Consider the following 20,725-nt stretch of genomic DNA (forward strand, 5'->3'; position numbering starts at 1 on the left):
GGGGAGAGAACTCTTGTCCACCAGCTCAGGGACCATCGTCAGCGCCACCGCGACGCTCCACTGCCCGCACGGTGGCCGCGCCTCGGCGACCTCCGGGCACGCGGCCGTCCTCCTGGACGGCCTGCCCGTGCACACCGCCACCGACACCTTCGTGGTGACCGGGTGTCCGCACACCGTCGATGGGGTGCCGCATCCCTGCACCACCGTCCGGTGGAGCCCGCAGCCGGGCGGCGTACGTGTCGACGGCGCGCTCGTCCTGCTGCACACGAGTGCGGCGCAGTGCTTCGGCGCGGCGCTCGTGCCGCAGGGCCCACCGGCCGTCGACGCGCCCCGGCGGGGGGTGACCTGCCGATGAGGACCGTACGCAGTGACCTGGCGTTCCCGTTCCGCAGCGACCGGCGCGGCCGGACGGCGCACGCCCCGTACGACGAGCACGTGCGGGATCTGGTCGAGCAGCTGCTGTTCACCAGCCCCGGGGAACGCCTGATGCGCCCCGACTTCGGCTGCGGACTGCTGGACCTGGTGTTCACACCGAACAGCCCCGAGCTGGCCTCGGCGCTCGAACTGTCCGTGCAGGCCTCGCTCCAGCGCTGGCTGGGCGAGCTCATCGACGTGGAATCCCTGGACGTGGTCAGCGAGGAGAACGTCGTCCGGGTGTATCTGCGCTACGTGGTGCGCTCCACCGGGAGCCTCCGCGACGAGGTGTTCGAAGGAAGCGGGCCCGTATGAGCGGCAGGGGCAGGGAGGTGGTCCTCCGGACGGACGGCAGGCGCGCAAAGGTGCGCGCGGCGCTGCTCCACGGCGTGGACGCCGTGGAGGTGGGCGACGACGGGTTGACCCTGACTGTGACGTTCCTCGGCAAGGCCCCGCACGGGCTGTGCGCCGAGAACATCCGCATCGACGGCGGCCGCCGCGTCACGGGCATCGAAGCCGTCGAGGTGACCGTGGAGCGGGAGGAAGACGCGGAGCTCGACGACCGGCTGCTCGTGACGGTCGACCGCACCGGGGACACCTCGCGCTACCGGCTGTCGGTGGTGGAGGCCGATGCGTACGGCCGTCCCGGCACGGAGCCGTTCCCCGGCTTCGACCAGCGCTACTTCGGGGCGGACTTCGACTTCCGGACCGACTGCCCCACGCCCTTCGACTGCGCGGACGACACGGGCGGCGGCGACCCCGGCCCCCGGGTCGAGGCGCCCGTCATCGACTACACGGCACGCGATTTCGACTCCGTACGCCGGCTCATCCTGGACCGGCTCGCGCTGACCACGCCCGACTGGGTGGAGCGCAACCCCGCCGACCTCGGCGTGACGCTCGTCGAACTGCTGGCCCACACGGCCGACCGGATCAGCTACCAGCAGGACGCGGTCGCGACGGAGGCCTACCTCGACACCGCCCGCAGGCGGGTTTCGGTGCGTCGGCACGTACGGCTGATCGACTATCCGATGCACGACGGATGCAACGCCCGGGCCCTGGTGACCGTCGAGGTGACGAAGCGGCTGACGCTGCTGCCGGGCACCTTCCGCTTCGCCGCGGTCGACGTCCGCACACCGGGAATCCGTGACCGGCCCGCGATCGGCACCGTCGTCGAGGACCGCGAGCTGGCGGTGCTGGCCGAGCGCGGTTCCGTGGAGGTGTTCGAACCGGTGGCGGACGCCGAACCGGCCGAAATGCGACCGGCGCACAACACGATCAGCTTCTGGACCTGGGGCGACGAGGTGTGCGTCCTGCCGACGGGCGCGGTGTCCGCCACACTGCGCGACGGATGGACCGACAAGAAGCGCACCGCGCGCTCGCTGGCCCTGGCGCCCGGCGACCTGCTGCTGTTCGAGGAGGTGCGCGGGGCGCGTTCGGGTACGCCGGGCGACGCCGATCCCGCACACCGGCAGGCGGTACGGCTGACCTCGGTCACCCCTGGTGTGGACGGGCTGACCGACCAGCCGGTGCTGGAGGTCACCTGGGCCCGCCAGGACGCGCTCGCCCTCCCCGTGTGCCTGTCGACGCGCGGCGGGCCGCACTGCGAGCCCGTAGCGGACGTGAGCGTCGCCCGGGGCAACGTGGTCCTCGTCGACCACGGCCGGTCGCTGACGTTCGGCGGGGCGCTCCCGGAGACGGTGACCGTACCCCCGGACCCCGCGGTCCCCGGCTCCTGCGAGCCGTCCGGCTCCGGCTGCGGGGACGCCGGCGCGGGGAACGCGCCGGCCCGGCTGCTGGGTGAGCGGCTGGAACAGACACGGTGCGGACGGCTGCTCACCGCCGAGCAGGTCGGAGAGCTCTTCGAGCAGGTGGGCCACGAGCAGGTGACGCGCGCCGGAATCGGCCTGGAGCTTGCGGGACGGCGGCGCGAGAGCGTCGTGCCGGGCACGGCGTACGAACAGGCCGAGGCACTGGCGGCGCTGCTCGCCCAGGTGGTGTACCCGGGCATCCGGCCCCGGTTCCGGCCGGTGCTCCAGCGCTCACCCGTGGTCCGGGCGGCGCCGTTCCCGCTGCCGGAGCACGTCTCGGCCGGGCAGGCCGACCGGCTGGCCGCCGTGCCCGGGCGGGTACGGGCACGGCTGGTGGAGCTGTGGCGCAGCGCCCGTGACCGCGACGGGCTGACCGAGGCGGAGATCGACGAGCTGACCGTGCTCTTCGGGCTGCGGGCGCTGGAGCACCTGGAACTGCACCTCCACCCGGTACGCGCGCTGCGGGAACTGCTCCACGCCGGCGACCGGCTGCTGGCACCGAAGCTGCGCAGGCTCCAGGTGCTGACGGCCCGGGCCCGGGCGGGTGCGGTGCTCGACGCGGGGATCGCCTGGGAGATCGCGCAGAGCTGGGGCCCCGGCCACGCGACCGGGCTGCACCCGGACGAGCCGGTGCTCCGCGGGCCCGCGGCCGCCCTCGTCCAGGATCCGCGGGCCGCGCTGCCTGCGGTGAGGGCCGTGGACGGCGACGACGAGTGGACCGCGCGGCGGGACCTGCTCGCCTCCGGCCACCGGGACCGGCATGTCGTCGGTGAGCTGGAGGACGACGGGCGGACCGCGCTGCGGTTCGGCGACGGGCGGCACGGTGCCCGGCCCCGTCCCGGAGCCCGGCTGGAACTGCACTACCGGCTCGGCGGCGGCACGGCGGGCAACGTCGGTGCGGAGGCCGTCAACCACCTGGTGCTGCACCGCGACCCGGATGCCGGGGAGGCACTGCCGGTCGCGGGCGTGCGCAATCCGCTGCCCGCGGTCGGCGGGACGGAACCCGAACCGCTCGAACAGGTCAGACAGCTGGCCCCGCTCGACCTGAGGCGCACCGTGCGGCGCGCGGTCACGGCCGAGGACTACGCGGCGCTGGCCTCCGCACTGCCGGGGGTGCAGCGGGCAGCGGCGGAGATCCGCTGGACGGGCAGTGTGCAGGAGGCCCACGTCGCCGTCGACACGCTGGGGGCCGGGGATCCGGAGCCCGAGCTGCTCGACTCGGTGGCCTACGCGCTGGAGCGCTACCGGCGGATCGGACACGACCTGGTGGTCGGCCCCGCGAGCAACGTACCGCTGGACGTCGCACTGTCGGTGTGCGCGGCCCCCGGGCACCAGCACGGTCGGATCCTGGCCGAGCTGTACCGGCTGCTGGGCAGCGGGCGGCTCCTCGACGGGCGGCTCGGCTTCTTCCATCCCGACGTCCTGGTGTTCGGCGAACCGGTGCGGCTCAGCCGGCTGGTGGCCGCCGCGGCCGGAGTGCGGGGGGTGGAGAGCGTGACGGTGACCCGGCTGCGCCGGCTCTTCGACGAGGCCGACGGAGGCGCCACGGCCCTGGAGACGGGCGTGCTGCGGCTCGGCGCACTGGAGGTCGCGCGCTGCGACAACGACCCCGACCGCCCGGACAACGGGCGGCTGGCCATCGAACTCGCCGGAGGCACCCGATGAGCGGAGCGGGCAAACGCGGCTGCGGCTGCGGTGGACACGACGAAAGCCGGGCCCCCGAGGCCCCGTACAACCCGCCGGGGCGCACCGCTCTCGACCACCGGGTCGGGGACCACGGATCGTTCCTGGCCGCCATGGTGGACCGGCTCGCCTCCCCGGCGTACCCGGCGCTGCGAGGACTGACGATCCGCACCCCGGACGATCCGGCGATCGGACTGCTGGACTCCTGGGCCGTCGTCGGCGACCTGCTGACGTTCCATTCCGAGCGGATCATGGACGAGGCGTACGTGCGCACCGCGAACGAGCACCGCTCGCTGGCGCTGCTCGGACGCCTGGTGGGGCACCGCCCGAGGCCGGGCATCGCCGCCGGCACCCATCTCGCCTACACCCTGGACCAGGACCCCCGGGGTGTGGACGTGGAGGTGATCGTGGGGCGCGGGGCGCGCAGCAACAGCGTCCCGCTCACCTCCGCGGAGGAGTCGCAGGTCTTCGAGACGGAGACCGACCTGGTCGCCCGCGCCTCGTGGAACGAACTCGCGGTGCGCCGGCGCGGGCCCGCGCTGCTCACCGAACAGGAGCTGACGCGGCGCTCCGAGATCCAGGTCTCGGGCACCACGACCGGCCTGCGGACCGGGGACCGGCTGCTGTTCGTCCTCAAGGGGCGGAGCGGCGACGGCCCGGGACAGCGGCTGCTCCGGACCGTGGCCAGGCTCCGGGTGGACCGCGAGGACGACGTGACGGGGATCGGGCTCCAGCAGTCCGCCCCGCCGTCGCTGGGAGAACTGGTGGAACTGCTCCGGGAGTGGATCACCGAGGACGAGCGGGCCGTCGAGGACGGAGCACCCACGCCCGGCAACCCCAATCCACGGCCGGTCAGCCCGTTCATCGCCGACTTCGACGCCCAGGTGCTCGCCCCGCTGCGGGCCGGTCTGGACTCCGTCACCTCACCGGCCGCCCTCGCGGCACGGCTTGCGGAGCCCCACGAGCGCCTTGCCGAGGCGCAGGCCGTCTCCCGCGCGCACCCCGATGTGGCTTCCTGGTTCGAGGAGTTGGAGGCGACGGTCGGTGAGGTCATCGCCCGGGCGGCGGACCTGGAACCCTCCCGGCCCGCCCCCACGACCGCGCACGCCGGCGCACCGGCGGCGGAGGCGCTGCGGGCGCTCGGCGCGGTGCTCCCCGGACTGCGCAGCGGGGCCGTACGGCCCACCCGCGGCAGGCGGACGTCCGCCGGCGCGTCCCCGGCGGCGCCGGGCTCCGACCTGGGCGCACGGCTGCTGGCCGCACTCGACCCGCGCATCGCCGACGGGATGTACCCGGCGTGGCGCCGGGCCGCCCCCACCGCCGCGCCCCTCCTGCACGAGGTGCAGGCGATGCGGGTGACGGCGGCACCGTTCGGGGCGATGGCCCCGCTGCGGCCGGTGCAGGACGAGCGGGGGCGGGTGATCAGGCAGGCGGACTGGCCGCTGACCGGTTCGGCCCTGACGACGATGCGGGTGGTCCTCGACACGGCGGGCAAGGTGCCGGTGCGCGCCGAGTTCCAGCACACGGAGACGGGTTCGTCCGTCCAGCACGCGGAGAACCTTCCGTCGGAGGCGACGTTCGACCTGGGGCCCGGCCGGGTGGCGGTCATGACCCGGACCGCTCAGGACCACGATCCGAGCTGGCTGAACAGACGTCCCGCCGACTCGCAGGAGCCCGGTGTCACCGCCCAACTGCTCGACGGGCTGCCCGAGCGGACGCTGTTCGTGTCCAGGCCGGCGGACGACGGCCGCGTCCACGTCGCCGTGCACAACGGGGAGACGAGGAGCTGGCGTCTGGCCCCCGGCGAGCACCAGCAGATCAGGCACGCGGGCTACGAGATGACCGTGCGCTACACGGTCGGCGGCGAACCGGCGAACGTGGTGATCGGCATCGCCACCGTGCCGGAGCCCGCGAACCGGCGGGTGATCGCCCTGGACTCGGTGCGGGACTCGATCACGGTCGGCAGCTGGGTCGCGATCGAACGCCCCCGCAAGGGCGCCGACCGGCCGGACGGCATTCCGGGCGATCCGGCGCTCGCATTCGTCACCACCAGGGTCACCTCCCTGCGCACCGCCGTGTACACCGACTTCGGCATCACCGGCCGCGGTACGGAACTGACCCTGGCCGACCCCTGGCTGGACGAGCACGACGTACTGCTGTCCACCATCCGCGACGCCACCGTGCACGCGGGCGGGCAGCCGCTGCGGCCCGCCGACGAGCCGCTCGCCGAGGACGTCCACGGCAACGAGCTGGAACTGGCCGAGCTGTACGACGGGCTGCGCCCGGGGCGGCGGCTGATCGTGTCGGGTGAGCGCGCCGACGTCCCCGCCGCGCCGGCCACCGAACTGGTCACGATCGCGGCCGTCGAGCAGGTGCTCGACCCGGTGCTGCCCGGAGACCACGTCCACACGAGGCTGACCCTGACGAACGACCTCCTCCACCGCTACCGGCGCGCCACCGTACGCGTCCGGGGCAACGTCGTGGCGGCCGGCCACGGAGAGAGCCGGGACGAACCGATCGGCAACGGGAACGCGGACCTCGCCCACCAGGTGTTCGCACTCTGGCAGGCGCCACTGACCTGGCTGCCCGCCGACAACCCGCTGGGCGCGACCCCGGCCCTCGAGGTGCGCGTCGACGGACTGCTCTGGCACAGGGTCGACAGCCTCGCCGGACGCGGCCCGCGCGAGCGGGTCTACGTCTGCGGCGCCGCGGGCGGCCGGACGACGGTGACCTTCGGCGACGGGGTCCACGGTGCCCGGCTGCCCACCGGCCACGAGAACGTCCGGGCCCGCTACCGCTTCGGCACCGGCCGGGCCGCCAACGTCCGGGCCGACCGCGTCACCCAGGCGGTCACCCGGCCGCTGGGCGTCACCGGGGTCACCAATCCCCGGCCCGCCACGGGCGGCGCGGACGCGGACGGCCCGGGCCGGACCCGGACCGCGATCCCGCTCGCCGTGTCCGCCCTCGACCGGCTGGTGTCGGTCGCCGACTACGAGGACTTCACGCGCTCCCGGGCCGGGATCGGACGGGCGGTGGCGCGCGAACTCTTCGACGGCAGACGGAGGATGCTGCACATCACCGTCGCCGGGGTCCGGGACAGCCCCTTGGCGGACGACTCCGACGTGCTCACCGCACTGCGCTCCTCGCTCGCCCGGTACGGCGACTCCCTGCTCCCCGTACGGGTGCAGGTGCGCGAACTGCTGCTGCTCCTCCTCGCGACCAGGGTGAAGGTGGCCCGCGACCACAGCTGGCGGACCGTCGAGCCGAGGCTGCGCCGGGCCCTGCTCACCCGGTTCGGCAGCTCCCGGCGCGAGCTCGGCGGTCCCGCACACCTGTCGGACGTCCTGGCGACGGCCCATTCCGTGCCCGGAGTCGACCACGTCGACGTGGACGTCTTCGGCGGAGTGCCCGCCTCCCTCACCCCCGACGGACTGCCCGGCCTCGCGGACACGCTCGCCGAACACCGGACGACCGTCCCGGCCCGCCTCGCCGGGTACGACGAGGACGTGCACCGGGTGGCCGGACCGGACGGCGAGTCCCTCACCTCGATCGCGGCCCGGTACGGCATCACGCTCGCCGGACTGCTGCGTCTCAACCCGGACATCACGGAAACCCGGCGCCTGGGGAAGGGCCGCGCGGTGTGCGTCTTCCGCGGGATCCGGCCGGCCCAGCTGGTCCTGCTGTCACCGGATGTCCCGGACACGCTCGTCCTCACGGAGGTCACCGCATGAACACCCAGGAAGGGAGCGTCGCATGAGCAGGGAACCGGACGGACTCACGGAGCTGCTCCCGCAGTGGCACCGGCTGCGGGACACGGAGGGCGGGGAGCAGTTGCGGGCCCTGCTCGCGGTGATCGCCGAGCAGGTCGACCGGGTGCGCGACGGGGTCGACCAGAGCTATGAGGACCTCTTCGTGGAGACGGCAGCGCCCTGGGCGCTGCCCTACATCGGCGACCTGGTGGGCTACCGGCCGCTCGCCGGGTACGAGCGGGTCCTGACGGCCGGACTGGGCGGCACGGACGGGGAGGCCCGCACACGGCTTGCCGAGGCCCTCGCCCCGCGCCGCGACGTCGCGGCCACGGTCGCGAACCGCCGCCGCAAGGGCACTCTCGCCCTGCTGGAGGAGCTGGCCCAGGAGGTCGCCGGGTGGCCCGCCCGGGCCGTCGAGTTCTCCCGGCTGGTCTCCCACCAGCAGCCGGTCAGGCTGTACGGCACCGGCGCGGCGGCGGGCGACGCACGCAGGAGCGGGCGCGGCAGGCTGGCCGACGTGCGCGACGGTACGCGACTCGACCTGGCGGGCGGGCCGTTCGACGTACTGGCCCGGTCCGTCGACGTACGCGCGGCGGCCTCGTCGCGGCGCCGGGGCGGTCATTCCCCCGCAGGAACAGGACTGTTCGTGTGGCGGCTGAAGCCCTACCGGGTGAGCCGGTCACCCGCGTACTGCGTCGACCGCGCCCGCGGCCTGTACACGTTCTCGATCCTGGGCAACGACACCGCGCTGGTGACCCGCCCGGTGCCGGAACCCTCCGCCACGCACCTCGCGACCGTCGACAACGTGCCCGCGTCCATCAGCAGGCGGCAGCTCGCGGACCGGCTCGCCGACCACTACGGACCGGGCAAGAGCTTCACGGTCCGGCGCGACGGCCGGGACGAGCCCGTGCCGATGTCGGACATCGTCGTGGCGGACCTGTCCGGCTGGCGCTACCGCCCGAAGCTCGGACAGGTGGCCGTCGACCCGGTGCTGGGCAGGATCGCCTTCGGGTCCCGCTCGGCACCCCGGCAGGGCGTCTGGGTCACCTACCACCACGCCTTCGGCGACGACACCGGCGGGGGCGAGTACCCGCGTGAGCGCGTCACCCCGCCCGCCGCCCGGATCTACCGGGTGGGCCCCCGCCAGGCCCACCAGCGGATCATGGACGCGTACGCGCAGTGGCGCACCGACCGGCGGTCCGGGCACTGCGGTGCCGAGGGCATCATCGAGATCACGCACAGCGGCGCCTACCAGGAACAGCTCGACTTCGACCTCTGCCGCGGCGACCAGCTGGAACTGAGGGCGGCCGAGGGCTGCCGCCCGGTGATCCGGCTGCTCGACTGGTACAGCAACCGCCCCGACGCGCTCAACATCCGGGCGCAGGAGGACGGGCGGACGGCCGGACAGGACGGCGAGGCCCCCCGGATCGTGCTCGACGGCCTGCTGGTCACCGGACGCGGGCTCCACGTCAGCGGCCCCGTCGGCGCGGTCGTGCTGCGGCACTGCACCCTGGTGCCGGGCTGGTCGCTGGAGACGGACTGCGGTCCGCACTCCCCCGAGGAGCCGAGCCTGGTCCTGGACCGGACCACCGCGTGCGTGACCATCGACCGCAGCATCCTCGGCACCATCGAGGTGACCGGGGAGGAGGTGAGCCACGATCCGCCGGCGATCCACATCCGCGACAGCATCCTGGACGCCACCGGCCACGACCGTCCCGCGCTGTCCGCCCCGGACTGCCGTCACGCGCACGCCGTGCTCCACGCGTACCGCACCACCATCATCGGCGAGGTCCACACCCACGCGGTGCGGATCGCCGAGAACAGCATCTTCACCGGGCGGCTGAGGGTGGCCCGGCGCGGCATCGGCTGCCTGCGGTACTCCTACGTGCCGCCCGGCTCCCGCACCCCCCGGCGCCACCGCTGCCAGCCGGACCTCGTGGGCGCCGACCTCGCCGGGGAGGTGCGCCCGCTGCTGAGCAGCGAGCGGTACGGCACTCCTTCGTACGGGAGGCTCGCCGACGGCGGACCGTGGCAGATCCGGCGGGGCGCCGACGACGGCTCCGAGATGGGGGTCTTCCACCACCTGTACGAACCACAGCGCGAGGACAGCCTGCGGGCCAGGCTCGCCGCGTTCACCCCGGCCGGTACGGATGCCGGGATCTTCCCCGTGACGTGACGGCCCGGAACCGTCCGCACCGATCTCTTCCGACCCACCGACGTACTTCCGAGGGGGACCCCTTCCCATGCACGCAGATCTCTCCCGTGACACCTTCCGGCCGGACCGGCACTACGCGGCGGTCCTCACCCAGCAGGGCCGGGTACAGCTGGACGCCGACGCGAACGAACAGGCCGCGATCCAGCTGCACCGGGCCCGGACCACCGCCGCCGACCTGATCGGGCAGCACGGCGGCCCGCGCGGCGCGACCGGATTCGAGGTGGGGTTCCTGGGCGGCAGCCGGGAGCTCGACGACCTCTCGATCGGCGGCGGACGCTACTACGTCGACGGGATCCTGCTGGACTCGACCCGCCCCGAGCCCGGTGTCCCGGCACAGGAGGACGCCGACGACGACGGGGAGGCCCCGGCGACCTGGACCTACTGGGACCAGCCGGACGGCCACCGGGACCCGGAGCGCCCCGGCGACCGGCTGCCCACCCGGTTCCCCTACCTCGCCTGCCTCAAGGTGTGGGAACGCTCGGTGACCGCGGCCGAGGACCCGCTGCTGCGCGAGGTGGCCCTCGGCCCGGCGATGCCCGACACGGCGGCCCGGATCAAGACCGTCTGGCAGGTGCTCCCGCTGCCCGGCGCACAGCTGGAGGTGGAGGACGGGGCCGCCAAGGACCAGGTCCGGGAGGCGTTCGCCCGCTGGGCGGCGGCGCAGGCGTCGACGGCCCGGATGGCGGCGCGCAGCGAGCGTCCCGGACACACGGACGACGCGCCCTGCCTGGTGGATCCGGACGCCCGCTACCGGGGGCCGGAGAACCAGATGTACCGGGTGGAGATCCACGAGGGCGGCGCGGCCGAGGAGGCCACCTACAAGTGGTCGCGTGAGAACGGCTCCGTGACGCTCCCGGTCGACGGGACCGACGGGACCTGGGTGGAGCTGTCCTCGCTCGGCAACGACGACAAGCTCGGTCTGCACGTCGGCGACCAGGTGGAGTTCGTCGACACCGGCTACACCAGCCGGGGCGAGCCGCTGCCGCTGCTGCGGATCGAGGAAATCGACCTGCCGGGACGGCGGGTACGGCTCTCGGACGAGCCCCACCCCTCGGTCGGGCGGCGCCCCGAACTCCACCCGTACCTGCGGCGCTGGGACCAGCGGTCCGGCTCCCGGCACGGGGGCGGACCGGGCCGTGCGAAGGGGTCCGCGAGGCTGCGCAACGGTGCGGTCCGGATCGACGAGGGCGGCTGGCTGCCGCTGGAGGACGGCGTGTTCGTCTACTTCGAGCCAGGCGGTGCGTACCGGTCCGGTGACTTCTGGACCGTTCCGGCCAGGACCGCGACGGGCGGTGTCGAATGGCCGGCGGACGCGGCCCGCCGCCCGCTGCTGCAAGCCCCGAACGGCATCCGCGTCCACTACGCACCGCTGGCCTGGGTGCTGGGGGAGGGGTCGGTCGCGGACCTGCGCATGACGTTCGCGCCCCTGGCCGCCGCCGTCCCCGCGGCGGACGAGCAGGAGCTGGCCGCGGAAGCGGAGGCCGAGGCGGAAGCGGAGGCCACCGAGAGTGCCGCCGCCGGTTCGGACGGCCGGACGGCGGGGCAGGACGACGATGGACAGCCCGAGAGCTGACGCACCACCTGGGTAAAGGAGCACCACGATGGCAACGCCTCTGTCCGCCGACAAACTGCTCAGGGCCCTGCGGGACGAGGGCCTGCGCGTCGTCGAGCACCGGAGCTGGCGCACGCACAACCGGAACCACAAGGGCGCGTGGGGACCCGTGTACGGGGTGATGATCCATCACACCGTGACCTCGGGCACGCAGAGCTCCGTGGACCTCTGCTACGACGGCCATTCGAGTCTGCCGGGCCCGCTGTGCCACGGCGTGATCGCCAAGGACGGCACCGTCCACATGGTCGGCCACGGCCGGGCCAACCACGCCGGCCTCGGCGACGACGACGTCCTGCGTGCGGTGATCAACGAAACGGCGCTGCCCGCCGACAACGAGGCCAACACCGACGGCAACCGCTCCTTCTACGGCTTCGAGTGCATCAACCTCGGCAACGGCAAGGATCCGTGGCCGGCCGCCCAACTGCTGGCCATCGAGAGGGCGGCGGCCGCGATCTGCCGGGCCCACGGCTGGAACCAGCGCTCGGTCATCGGCCACAAGGAGTGGCAGCCGGGGAAGATCGACCCGCGCGGGTTCACGATGGGCTCGATGCGCACCAGGGTCAGGACCCGCCTCGCCGGCAAGCCGGACGGCCCGGCCAAGCCCCCGGCGACCTATGAGCCGTTCCCCGGGGCGGCGTTCTTCCGGGCCGGCCGGCGAAGCGCCGTCATCACGGCGATGGGAAAGAGACTGGTGGCCGAGGGCTGCGGAAAGTACGAGGTCGGCCCCGGCCCGGCGTGGTCCGAGGCCGACCGCGCGTCGTACGCAGCCTGGCAGCGCAAGCTGGGCTACTCGGGGAGCGGCGCGGACGGCGTCCCGGGCCGGACCAGCTGGGACAAGCTCAAGGTGCCCAACGTCTGAGTCCGCCGTACCCGGCACCGACCGGGCGGCCCTCGGCCCTCACCGCGCCGAGGGCCGCTGCGCCCGGGCCGGCCACATCCTCGTAGGCACGTGCCGTACTGCCCGCGGTCATCCTCGGCGCACCCGCCCCACGATGCGTCTGCCGAGGCGTCCGATCGAGCGTGACGGCCGGTTCCAGGTGCGGAAGGCCTCCAGGGTGCGGCTGTTGCCCTCGCGTTCCACCGCCTCCTCCACCGCTGCCAGCCCCTCGGGGGGCAGGGCGCGCACCGCGGGGCGCAGCACCTCTTCGAGCAGGGCGGTACGCGTCCGGGTCCAGGCGGTGCCGGCGTGCGGGTGGGCGTTCCACACCGCGAAGCAGTCCGCCACGTACGCGGGGTCGTCCCGCAGCAGGGCGGCGACCCCGGCGCCCCGAGCGGCCCTGCCGTAGGCGGCGATCAGGTCCTCGTCCTCGCTGTGGACGAAGGCGTAGAGCTCCGCCTCGGGCCGGCCGGCCGTGAGCAGCCGCTCCGACAGGGCGCCGTGAGCGTGTTCCAGTACCAGGGGCTCCACGGGTTCGGCACGGGCGCGCAGCTCGCGGGCACGGTCCGCCCAGCCGGGTTCCGCCGCCCCCGCGTTCATCCCGCGGGCGAAGTCCAGCAGCATCAGGCACGCACGCACCCGGGCGGTGAGCTCCTGCGGGAAGCCGCGCAGGAGGTCGTGGGCGAGCTCGGGAGCGTCCTCGTCGCCGTAGGGGGCGGCGAGCGCGGCGTCGACCAGGTGCGCCCAGGTACCGGCCGCCCGGTGGGCGTCCGACGTGGTCTCGGTGAGCAGTGACCGGGCCTCGCCCGCGGTCGGCGTCTCCTCGCCCCAGACCAGCCCGACCGCTGTCCGCAGCACCAGCGGCTCGGCGAAGGGGGACATACCTGCCGCGCGCAGCACCGTGTGCAGGGTGCCCACCCGGTCCGTGCCGCGCGTCTTCGCCCCCGGCGCCTCGGCGCACATCCGCAGATGCGGCAGCGCCTGCGTCCCGGTGAACGGCAGCGCGACCCGGACCAGCAGCCGCTCGGCGCCCGCGGGGTCGTCCGGGGCGAGCCCGTCCAGCTCGCCCAGCAGCGCGGTACGCACGTCGAACTGTTCGTCCAGCAGATCCAGCAGCGCGGGGCACGCGCCCGTCTCCGGGTCGTCGAGCAGTGTGCGGGCCAGCCGGTGCACGACGTCGGGCAGCAGCTCCTCGCGGTCCACGCCGAGCAGCCGCACGATCCGCAGCAACTGCACGGTCCGCGCGACACTCCGGGGGACCCCGGGCGCCAGTTCGGCCAGCAGGTCGTCGCCGAGCTCCTCGACGAGTCCGGTGAGGGCACGCTCCCCGGCGGGCTCCTCGAACGCCGACCGCGCGGGCGGCTCCAGCCCGACGTCGCCGCCCCGTACCGCCTCCCTCACCAGCAGCGCGGCCAGCGGCGCGGTGACGGCGGCGGGGCAGCGCCCGTCGAGCGCCGTCAGCAGACGCAGCGCGGCGGCGCACTCCGCCGCCGTGCGGTCGTCGGCGGGCGAGGTCAGTGCGTCGGTCAGCTGACGGGTGCGCTTCTCGTCCAGGGCGTACGGCCGCACGGCCGCCCAATCGGCCGCCGCGGCACGCTCGTTCGACCCGAGCGCGATGCCCGCGCCGAGTGCCGTCACCGCGAGCGGACCGGCAGCGAACGGCTCGCCCGGCAGCTCCGCCGCCTCCCGGAACAGCTCGGGGGCCCGGCTGCGCCAGATCCGGGCGGCGGTCCCCGCCCACGCGTCGTCCACCGCTCCCGCGGGACGCGGGCCGGACCCGGCGTGCACGCGGAAGCGGGGGTCGCGGGCGTCGGGAGCGTCCTCGGGCAGGACACCGATGACCTGGTGCGTCGTGTGTCCGGGCCGGCGCGTGTACGTGGTGAAGGTCAGCCGTTCCGCGTGCTCCCTGGGCAGCACGGCCGTGGCCAGCGCGACCCACCGGGCCACGTCGGCGCTCTGCCGCTCCACGAGCACGACCGGCGGCGCGGACGGGTCCTCGCTCACCCGGCGCAGATCGCTGAGCACGGCGGCGAGCCACGGGCTGCGGGACACGGCGAAGTCTCCGAGGCCCTCCCTGGTGAGCCCCCGGGAGGGGCCCTGCGCGGTGGACATCGCGGTCAGCGGGTCGTGCGGCGTGCGGTCCGGCGCCGCGGAGAGCCAGCCCGCGGCCCCCCAGGCGGCCACCGGGAGCGCCCGGCCCGGTATCGGCGTACCGGACGGGATGTGCACGGCGTGGGCGTGGAAGCCACCCGCACCCGTGGCCACCGTACGGCTCAGCAGGTGGCTGCCGTCGGTGAGCGCGGCGAAGGCGAACGCGACCGGCAGTGCCCGGAGCCGGGCGTCGCCGAGCCGGTCGGGGGTGCCCGCCGGTGCGTCGTAGGCCAGCAACGGTGCCGCCTCCGTGCGCACCGGCCCGGGTATCGCGGGGTCGACGGCGGTGAACCGGCCGGAGGGCTCCCCGTCCCCGGCCGCGACGGAGGTGTAGTGCAACTGCGGGAGGCTCATGCGTAGGCCCTCATCGTCCCTGCCACGTGCGTCCCCGTCACACGCACCGGCCACCGCTCGCCGTCCTGTCGGCGCGGCCCGGCCCAGCGGAGCGACGACCCCGGCGGGGAGCTTTCCGTAGTCGTGCGGGCGACGCTATCAAGCCCTGACGGCCTGTTGGGCCGCGCGAGGCAGGAGGAGGCCCCGGGCCGGGCGAATGACCGAAGTGCTGCTGTCCGCGGGCGCGGTGGGGTACGAGGGCACGGGTGGTGGCGGGCACGTCGTGGAACTGCCGCACGGGGCCGCGACGAACGGCTCGCTCCGACGCGCCACGCGCCACGCGCCACGCGGTCGGCGGGCCGCGCCCCGCTTTCGGTGCATCGTGCCCACGAAGTACCCGCCGGGACCGTACACGCTCCGGAACCACGTACCCGCCGGTGCCGTGCCGCTCCCGGGCGCCGCGCACCCCCGGGGACGGCGCGTCCCGGGCCCCGGCGCCTCCGGTGCCTGCCCGGCTCGCCGCGCACCCGCCGGCTCACACCGTCCGTACGTCCACGCCCAGGGCGCGCAGTGCCTCCACCTCGTCGCCGGGGGCCGCGGTGTCGGTCACGACCGCGTGCAGCGCGGACGCCGGGGTGACGAGGGCGAGGGCGGTGCGGGAGAGCTTGGCGGCGTCGGCCACGGCAATGACGCGGCGGGCGGACGCGATCGCGGCCCGCTTGACCGCCGTGTCCTCCAGGTCGTAGGCGGTGAGCCCGTCCTCGGCGGTCAGGCCGCAGCAGCCGATCACCGCGGTGTCGAAGCGCAGCGAGGCCAGGGACGCCTCGGCCAGCGGTCCGGTCAGCGCGAGCTCGCCGGGGCGCGGCCGGCCACCGGGCAGCAGCAGGGTCAACCCGGTCGCGCCGGTCAGGGCGTTGGCGGCGTGCAGGGACAGCGGCATCACGGTCAGCCGACGGTCCGCGAGCGCGTGCGCCACCTCCAGGCAGGTGGTGCCGCTGTCGACGACCACCGACTCGCCGTCCGCGATCAGTGAGGCGACCCCGGCCGCGATGCGGCGCTTGGTCTCCAGGCCCTCCCGGGCCCGCAGAGCGAACGGAGGTTCCTCACCGCGCAGCACCAGGCTCCTCGCCCCGCCCCGGTACCGCTCCAGGACGCCCTGGCCGGCCAGCGTCTCCAGATCGCGTCGGATCGTCATCTCCGAGGCGCCGGTGAGCGCGGCCAGCTCCGCGACCGTTCTGCGGCCCGTCTCCAGGACCGCGTGCGTGATCTGCTTCAGTCGGTCTGCGCTCGCCATGACGCGAAGTGAACACCAGAAGTGTGCGGAAAACCAAGTTCCGCTCATAAAATCTGTTTGTTAGGTTGGCGCGCATGGAAAGATCTCTGCGGGTCGGCCGCCTGGCCACCTTCGTCTACTTCACCCTCTGCGGCTTCATCCTGGGCATGTGGATCGTCCACATCCCCACCATCGAGCAGCGGGTGGGGATCAGCCACGCCGTCCTCGGCTGGCTCCTCCTGCTCCTGGGCGGCGGGGCCTTCGCGGGGATGCAGCTGATCGGTCCGCTCAGTGACCGGTTCGGTGCCCGCAAGGTCGTTCCCGTCAGCGCCGTGCTGTCCTGTGCGGCCCTCGTCCTGCCGGGCCTGGCCACCAGTCCCTGGACGCTGGGAGCCGCGCTCTTCGTCCTGGGCTGCACGACCGGATGCCTGGACGTGGCGATGAACGCCCACGCGGTGCAGGTCGAGCGGGGCTACGGCCGGCCCGTGATGTCCGCGTTCCACGCCATGTTCTCGATCGGCGGCGTCTTCGCCGCGCTGGTCGGAGCCTTCACCCTCGGCCGAGAGTGGAGCCCGGCCGTCACGCTCGGCGCCATGGCCGCGCTCAGCCTCGTCGTCACGCTGGCCGCCGTGCCGGCGCTGATGCCCCCGGAAGCCGCCCCGGTGGGCGCGGATGCCGGTGCCGGTGAGAAGTCCGCCCGGCGTCCCGTACCCCGCCGCATCTGGATCATGGCGGCGCTGGCCCTCATGTTGATGCTCTCCGAGGGCGTGGCAGGGGACTGGAGCGCCCTGCACCTCAAGGACGTACTCGACGCGTCCCCGTCGACCGCGGCCTTCGCGTACGGCGCCTTCGCCACCGCCATGACCATCGGCCGCCTACTCGCCGACCCGGTCGCCGCGCGCTTCGGCCCGGTCGCGATCCTTCGCTACGGCTCCGGAGCGGCTGCCGCAGGACTCGTCCTGGCCGCGCTCTCGCCCACGATCCCGGTCGCGCTGATCGGCTGGACCGTCTTCGGCATCGGCCTGTCCGGCACCATCCCGCAACTCTTCAGTGCGGCGGGCCACATCGATCCGGCCGCCGCCGGAACGAACGTCTCACGCGTGGCGGGCCTCGGCTACATCGGCATCCTGGCGGGCCCCGCGGTGATCGGCCCCATGACGCACTTCATGCCGCTGAACCTCACCTTCTTCCTGCCGGTGGCGTTCTGCGTCATCGCCTGCCTGACCGCCCCGATCCTCACGTCCGGTGAGACGAGGGCGCCCGGGGCCACCAGCAAGGAGCCCGCACCCCAGGAGGCCTGAACCCCGCGCACATCGTGACCCGAAGTCCGTTGACGGCGTCACGGTGCATTGGCGAAGCTGCCGGTCCGGAACGAGTGGGGCGGGGACATGGAGCGGCAGCAGTACGAACAGCGGTGCTCGGAGCTGTACGAGGTGGGTGGCTACGCCGAAGTCAGGGAGGCGGCCCGGGCCGGGCTCGGCGAGCTGGGTCCGGATCCGGTCCTCCTCTGCTGGCTGGGACAGGCGCACGCCGCCGAGGACGACGACGACCACGACGCCGAGGCCGAGGCGGCGTACCGCGAGGGGCTCGCGCTCGCGCAGGACGATCTGGGGCTCCTGGTGTCGTACCTGGAGCTGTGCCTGCGGTCCGACTCCTTCACCTACCCGGGGCGCGCGGCCCGCGGAGCGGCCCTGCGGACGCGGCTCGAAGAGCTGGCGCCGCCCGGGTCGGCCGAGCGGGCACGCGTGGACGCCGTGACGGGGTGGGCCGGCCGAGGGTACTGGGACGACTTCAAGGACTCCGCCGCGCAGGCCCGTTCGCGGCGTGAGGGAGCGGCCGAACAGAGCATGCAGGTCACCGACGCGCTGCGGCGTGCCGCTCGCGGCGAGTCCGGGGGCGAACCCGGGGAGGACCTGCGTGCCGCCGAACTGGCCGCGGCGGTCGAGCTCCTGCAGGGGCGCCGCAACGCCCTGCTGCGCCTGCTCCTCGCCCACCGGGCCGCGGCGTACGCGCTGACCGTCGGCCTCTGCCTGGGCGTCAACCAGGCGCTGGTGTCGAGCGGAACCCTGCGGTTCAGCCTGTGGGGCTGGCTGCTCGGGATCCCCATGGCGGCCGCGGAAGCCAAGCTCCGCAGGGCCCGGCGACTGGGACGGGAACGGGTCGTCGCCCGCATCCGGGACCGTCATGAGCGGGCGGACGCCGCCGCGTGACGGCGGACGGGGCCGCAGCGCCGGCCCCGTCCGCGGGGTACGGGCGGTGCGACACGGCCCGCCCGTACCCCGGACACCAGCCCGGCCGGGATGCGGGAGCCGCGCCTTCGCGCCTGCCCCGCATCCCGGCCGGTCCCGGTCCGTCGTGTGCGTCAGTGCCCGGCGTCCACCGGTGCGGCGCCGCGCCGCAGGCCGAATCCGGCCAGCAGGGCGCCGACGACGCACAGGACCGCGGTGACGATCACCGCGCTGTGCACTCCGTTCATGAACGCGTTGCCGCTGCCCTCGATGACGGCGGCCCTCAGCTGGGCCGGCATGTCGCCGGAGACCGGCGACACGCCCATCGCCACCGCGTCCTTGGCCTCCGCGAGGCCCGCCGCGGCCGGTGCCGGTACTCCGGCCGCGGTCAGTTCGCCGGTGAGGGTGGAGCCCACCTTGCCGCTGATCAGGGAGATCAGCACGGACGTGCCGAGCGCACCGCCGATCTGCAGGGCGGTGGCCTGCAGGCCACCGGCGACACCGCCGTCCTTCTTCGGCGCGTTGCCGACGATCGCGTCGGAGGACGCGGACATCACCATGCCGACCCCCAGGCCGATCGCGAGGAACGGCGGCCAGAGGGCGGCGTACGAGGACTCCGCGTCCCAGGTCAGCATCCAGAGGGAGGCCGCGGCCTGGAGCACCATGCCGAGCGGCATGGTCAGACGCGGGCCGAAGCGCTGGGTCAGAGCGGCGCCGAGCGGGGACGCGACGACGGTCGCCAGGCTCAGCGGCAGCGTGCGGACACCGGCCTCGACGGGGGTGAAGCCGCGCACGTTCTGCAGGTACAGCATCAGGAAGAAGATGACGCCGAGCAGGACGAAGAAGTTGATCGCGGTGACGAGCGTGCCGATCGTCAGGGACGGGTTGCGGAACAGCCGCATCGGCAGCAGCGGGTGCTGGACCCGGGTCTCGTACCAGCAGAACACCGCCAGGACGACCAGACCCGCGCCGAGCGAACCCAGGGTCCCGGCGGAGGTCCAGCCCCAGGTCTCGCCCTTGACCACGCCGAAGACGAGCGCCACCAGTCCGGCGGCGAGCAGGATCACGCCGGGGACGTCGAAGCGGTGATCGCCCGTGGAGTCCTGGCTCCTCGGCAGGACGAGGGCGCTGAAGACGAGGGCGGCCACGCCGATCGGCGCGTTGATCAGGAAGACGGACTCCCAGTTGACGTGTTCGACGAGCAGCCCGCCGACGATCGGGCCGAGCGCCGTGGAGCACGACGCCACCATGGCCCACAGGCCCACCGCCATGCCGAACTTCCGCGGCGGGAAGACCGCGCGCAGCAGACCGAGGGTGTTCGGGATGAGCAGCGCCCCGAAGAGGCCCTGCAGCGCGCGGAAGGTGATGACGCCCTCGATCGACCCCGACAGGGCGATCGCGACCGACGCCACGGTGAATCCGGCGGTGCCGATCATGTAGAACGTGCGCCGTCCGACACGGTCGCCGAGCTTGCCGCCCAGGATCAGGAAGGCGGCCATCGCGATCAGGTACGCGTTGGTGACCCACTGGAGGTCGGCGGTGGACGCGTTCAGCCTGCGGCCGATCTCCGGGTTGGCGATCGAGACCACGGAACCGTCGAGGTTGACCATGAAGAGGCCGATGGCGACGGCGATCAGCGTCAGCCAGGGATTGGCGCGTCTGCCCTTCGGGGCGTCCGGGGGAGCGCCTGCGGGCAGGGGGGACTTGTCCACGGTCGTGGAGGACATGGGAACGCCTTGTCTGTGTACGTACTTCGGGGTGCGGAGGAGGCGCGTCGCGTCAGCACGCGTGAGCGCCCGGCCGCGGTGACGAGAGACCGGCAGCGGTCAGGGTCCGGGGTCCTCGTGAGGACCCCGGACCCTGACCGGGCGGCGAGCGGGTGTCAGCCGGCGGAGGTGCGGAGACGCCCGCTCAGTGACGTCAGCGCACCCAGCGCCGCACCGAGGGCGTCGAGATCGCCGTCGGTGAGGGTGCGGAGCGCGCGCGCCATGTGCCCCTCCTTGAGCAGCCGCGCCTCGGCGAGCCGCTCCCGGGCCGTGGCCGTGGGATACAGATGGGCGACCCGCTTGTCGGCCGCGTCCTGCCTGCGCTCCAGCAGTCCCAGTTCGGTGAGCTGGGAGACGAGGGCGCTGACGTTGTTCGGCTTCATCAGCAGTGCCTCGGCGGACTCCCGGACGGTGATCCCCTCACGCTCCTCGACGAGGAACAACAGGGCGAGCTGGCCCTCCGGAAGCCGCGGGTGCGGGAACTCGCGGCCGACGTGCCGCTCGAGGCTCCGCTGCAGCGCGGGCAGGACGGCCACGAGCGCGGAGGCCACGCGGTCGACGTCCTGGGAGGGCGCGCTGGAATCGGGCATGCCCGCAGCATAGGTACCCCGAGATA

The 20,725-nt window shown here is 74.1% G+C and carries 13 protein-coding genes; 9 read left to right on the top strand and 4 right to left on the bottom strand.

Annotated features, from left to right (window positions below):
- Positions 1-13: 13 nt before the first annotated feature.
- The 7 genes from OG927_RS26435 to OG927_RS26465 all read left to right on the top strand — a co-directional run bounded on the left by OG927_RS26435 (position 14) and on the right by OG927_RS26465 (position 12,340).
- A complete protein-coding gene (locus tag OG927_RS26435; protein WP_124280770.1) occupies positions 14-355 on the top strand; it encodes a hypothetical protein in 342 nt (113 codons plus the stop codon).
- Positions 352-729 (top strand): GPW/gp25 family protein, encoded by a 378-nt coding sequence (locus OG927_RS26440; RefSeq protein WP_124280769.1) that lies wholly within the window; start codon positions 352-354, stop codon positions 727-729. Before OG927_RS26435 ends, OG927_RS26440 begins: the two co-directional genes overlap by 4 nt.
- On the top strand, positions 726-3,887 hold the full coding sequence (locus tag OG927_RS26445) for a putative baseplate assembly protein (protein ID WP_330320886.1): 3,162 nt from the start codon (positions 726-728) through the stop codon (positions 3,885-3,887). The genes OG927_RS26440 and OG927_RS26445 overlap by 4 nt, the downstream gene beginning before the upstream one ends.
- The gene (locus OG927_RS26450; RefSeq protein WP_330320887.1) at positions 3,884-7,636 is read left to right on the top strand and encodes a putative baseplate assembly protein; all 3,753 of its coding nucleotides are present in this window, start codon (positions 3,884-3,886) and stop codon (positions 7,634-7,636) included. The genes OG927_RS26445 and OG927_RS26450 overlap by 4 nt, the downstream gene beginning before the upstream one ends.
- Positions 7,637-7,658: 22 nt before the next feature.
- Positions 7,659-9,830, top strand: coding sequence for a hypothetical protein (locus tag OG927_RS26455; RefSeq protein ID WP_124280766.1), 2,172 nt, complete (start codon positions 7,659-7,661; stop codon positions 9,828-9,830).
- Positions 9,831-9,897: 67 nt separating this feature from the next.
- Entirely contained in the window at positions 9,898-11,442 is a 1,545-nt protein-coding gene (locus OG927_RS26460) for a DUF6519 domain-containing protein (RefSeq protein ID WP_330320888.1), read from the top strand.
- A 28-nt stretch (positions 11,443-11,470) separates the two neighbouring features.
- Positions 11,471-12,340 (top strand): peptidoglycan-binding protein, encoded by an 870-nt coding sequence (locus OG927_RS26465; protein WP_056791868.1) that lies wholly within the window; start codon positions 11,471-11,473, stop codon positions 12,338-12,340.
- 108 nt (positions 12,341-12,448) lie between these two features.
- Here the strand turns inward: OG927_RS26465 and OG927_RS26470 are convergent, their stop codons facing one another.
- Both OG927_RS26470 and OG927_RS26475 read right to left on the bottom strand, forming a co-directional pair.
- Positions 12,449-14,863 (bottom strand): GTPase-associated protein 1-related protein, encoded by a 2,415-nt coding sequence (locus tag OG927_RS26470; protein ID WP_330320889.1) that lies wholly within the window; start codon positions 14,861-14,863, stop codon positions 12,449-12,451.
- 514 nt (positions 14,864-15,377) lie between these two features.
- Positions 15,378-16,136 carry a DeoR/GlpR family DNA-binding transcription regulator gene (locus tag OG927_RS26475; protein WP_056791872.1) on the bottom strand — a complete coding sequence of 253 codons (759 nt, stop codon included), beginning with the start codon at positions 16,134-16,136 and terminating at the stop codon, positions 15,378-15,380.
- Positions 16,137-16,210: 74 nt separating this feature from the next.
- Here OG927_RS26475 and OG927_RS26480 point away from each other — a divergent pair, with 74 nt between their 5' ends.
- Together OG927_RS26480 and OG927_RS26485 are read left to right on the top strand one after the other, a co-directional pair.
- Entirely contained in the window at positions 16,211-17,416 is a 1,206-nt protein-coding gene (locus tag OG927_RS26480; RefSeq protein WP_056791876.1) for an MFS transporter, read from the top strand.
- A 48-nt stretch (positions 17,417-17,464) separates the two neighbouring features.
- Complete coding sequence (locus tag OG927_RS26485; RefSeq protein WP_245376672.1) at positions 17,465-18,325, top strand: hypothetical protein; 861 nt, start codon at positions 17,465-17,467, stop codon at positions 18,323-18,325.
- 152 nt (positions 18,326-18,477) lie between these two features.
- Here the strand turns inward: OG927_RS26485 and OG927_RS26490 are convergent, their stop codons facing one another.
- Both OG927_RS26490 and OG927_RS26495 read right to left on the bottom strand, forming a co-directional pair.
- Positions 18,478-20,070, bottom strand: a complete 1,593-nt coding sequence (locus OG927_RS26490; protein ID WP_330320890.1) for an MFS transporter — start codon at positions 20,068-20,070, stop codon at positions 18,478-18,480.
- 155 nt (positions 20,071-20,225) lie between these two features.
- A complete protein-coding gene (locus OG927_RS26495) occupies positions 20,226-20,699 on the bottom strand; it encodes a MarR family winged helix-turn-helix transcriptional regulator (RefSeq protein WP_056791884.1) in 474 nt (157 codons plus the stop codon).
- Between the last annotated feature and the right edge of the window lie 26 nt (positions 20,700-20,725).

Origin of the sequence: Streptomyces clavifer, from assembly GCF_036345975.1 — a bacterium.
Taxonomy (GTDB): domain Bacteria; phylum Actinomycetota; class Actinomycetes; order Streptomycetales; family Streptomycetaceae; genus Streptomyces; species Streptomyces clavifer.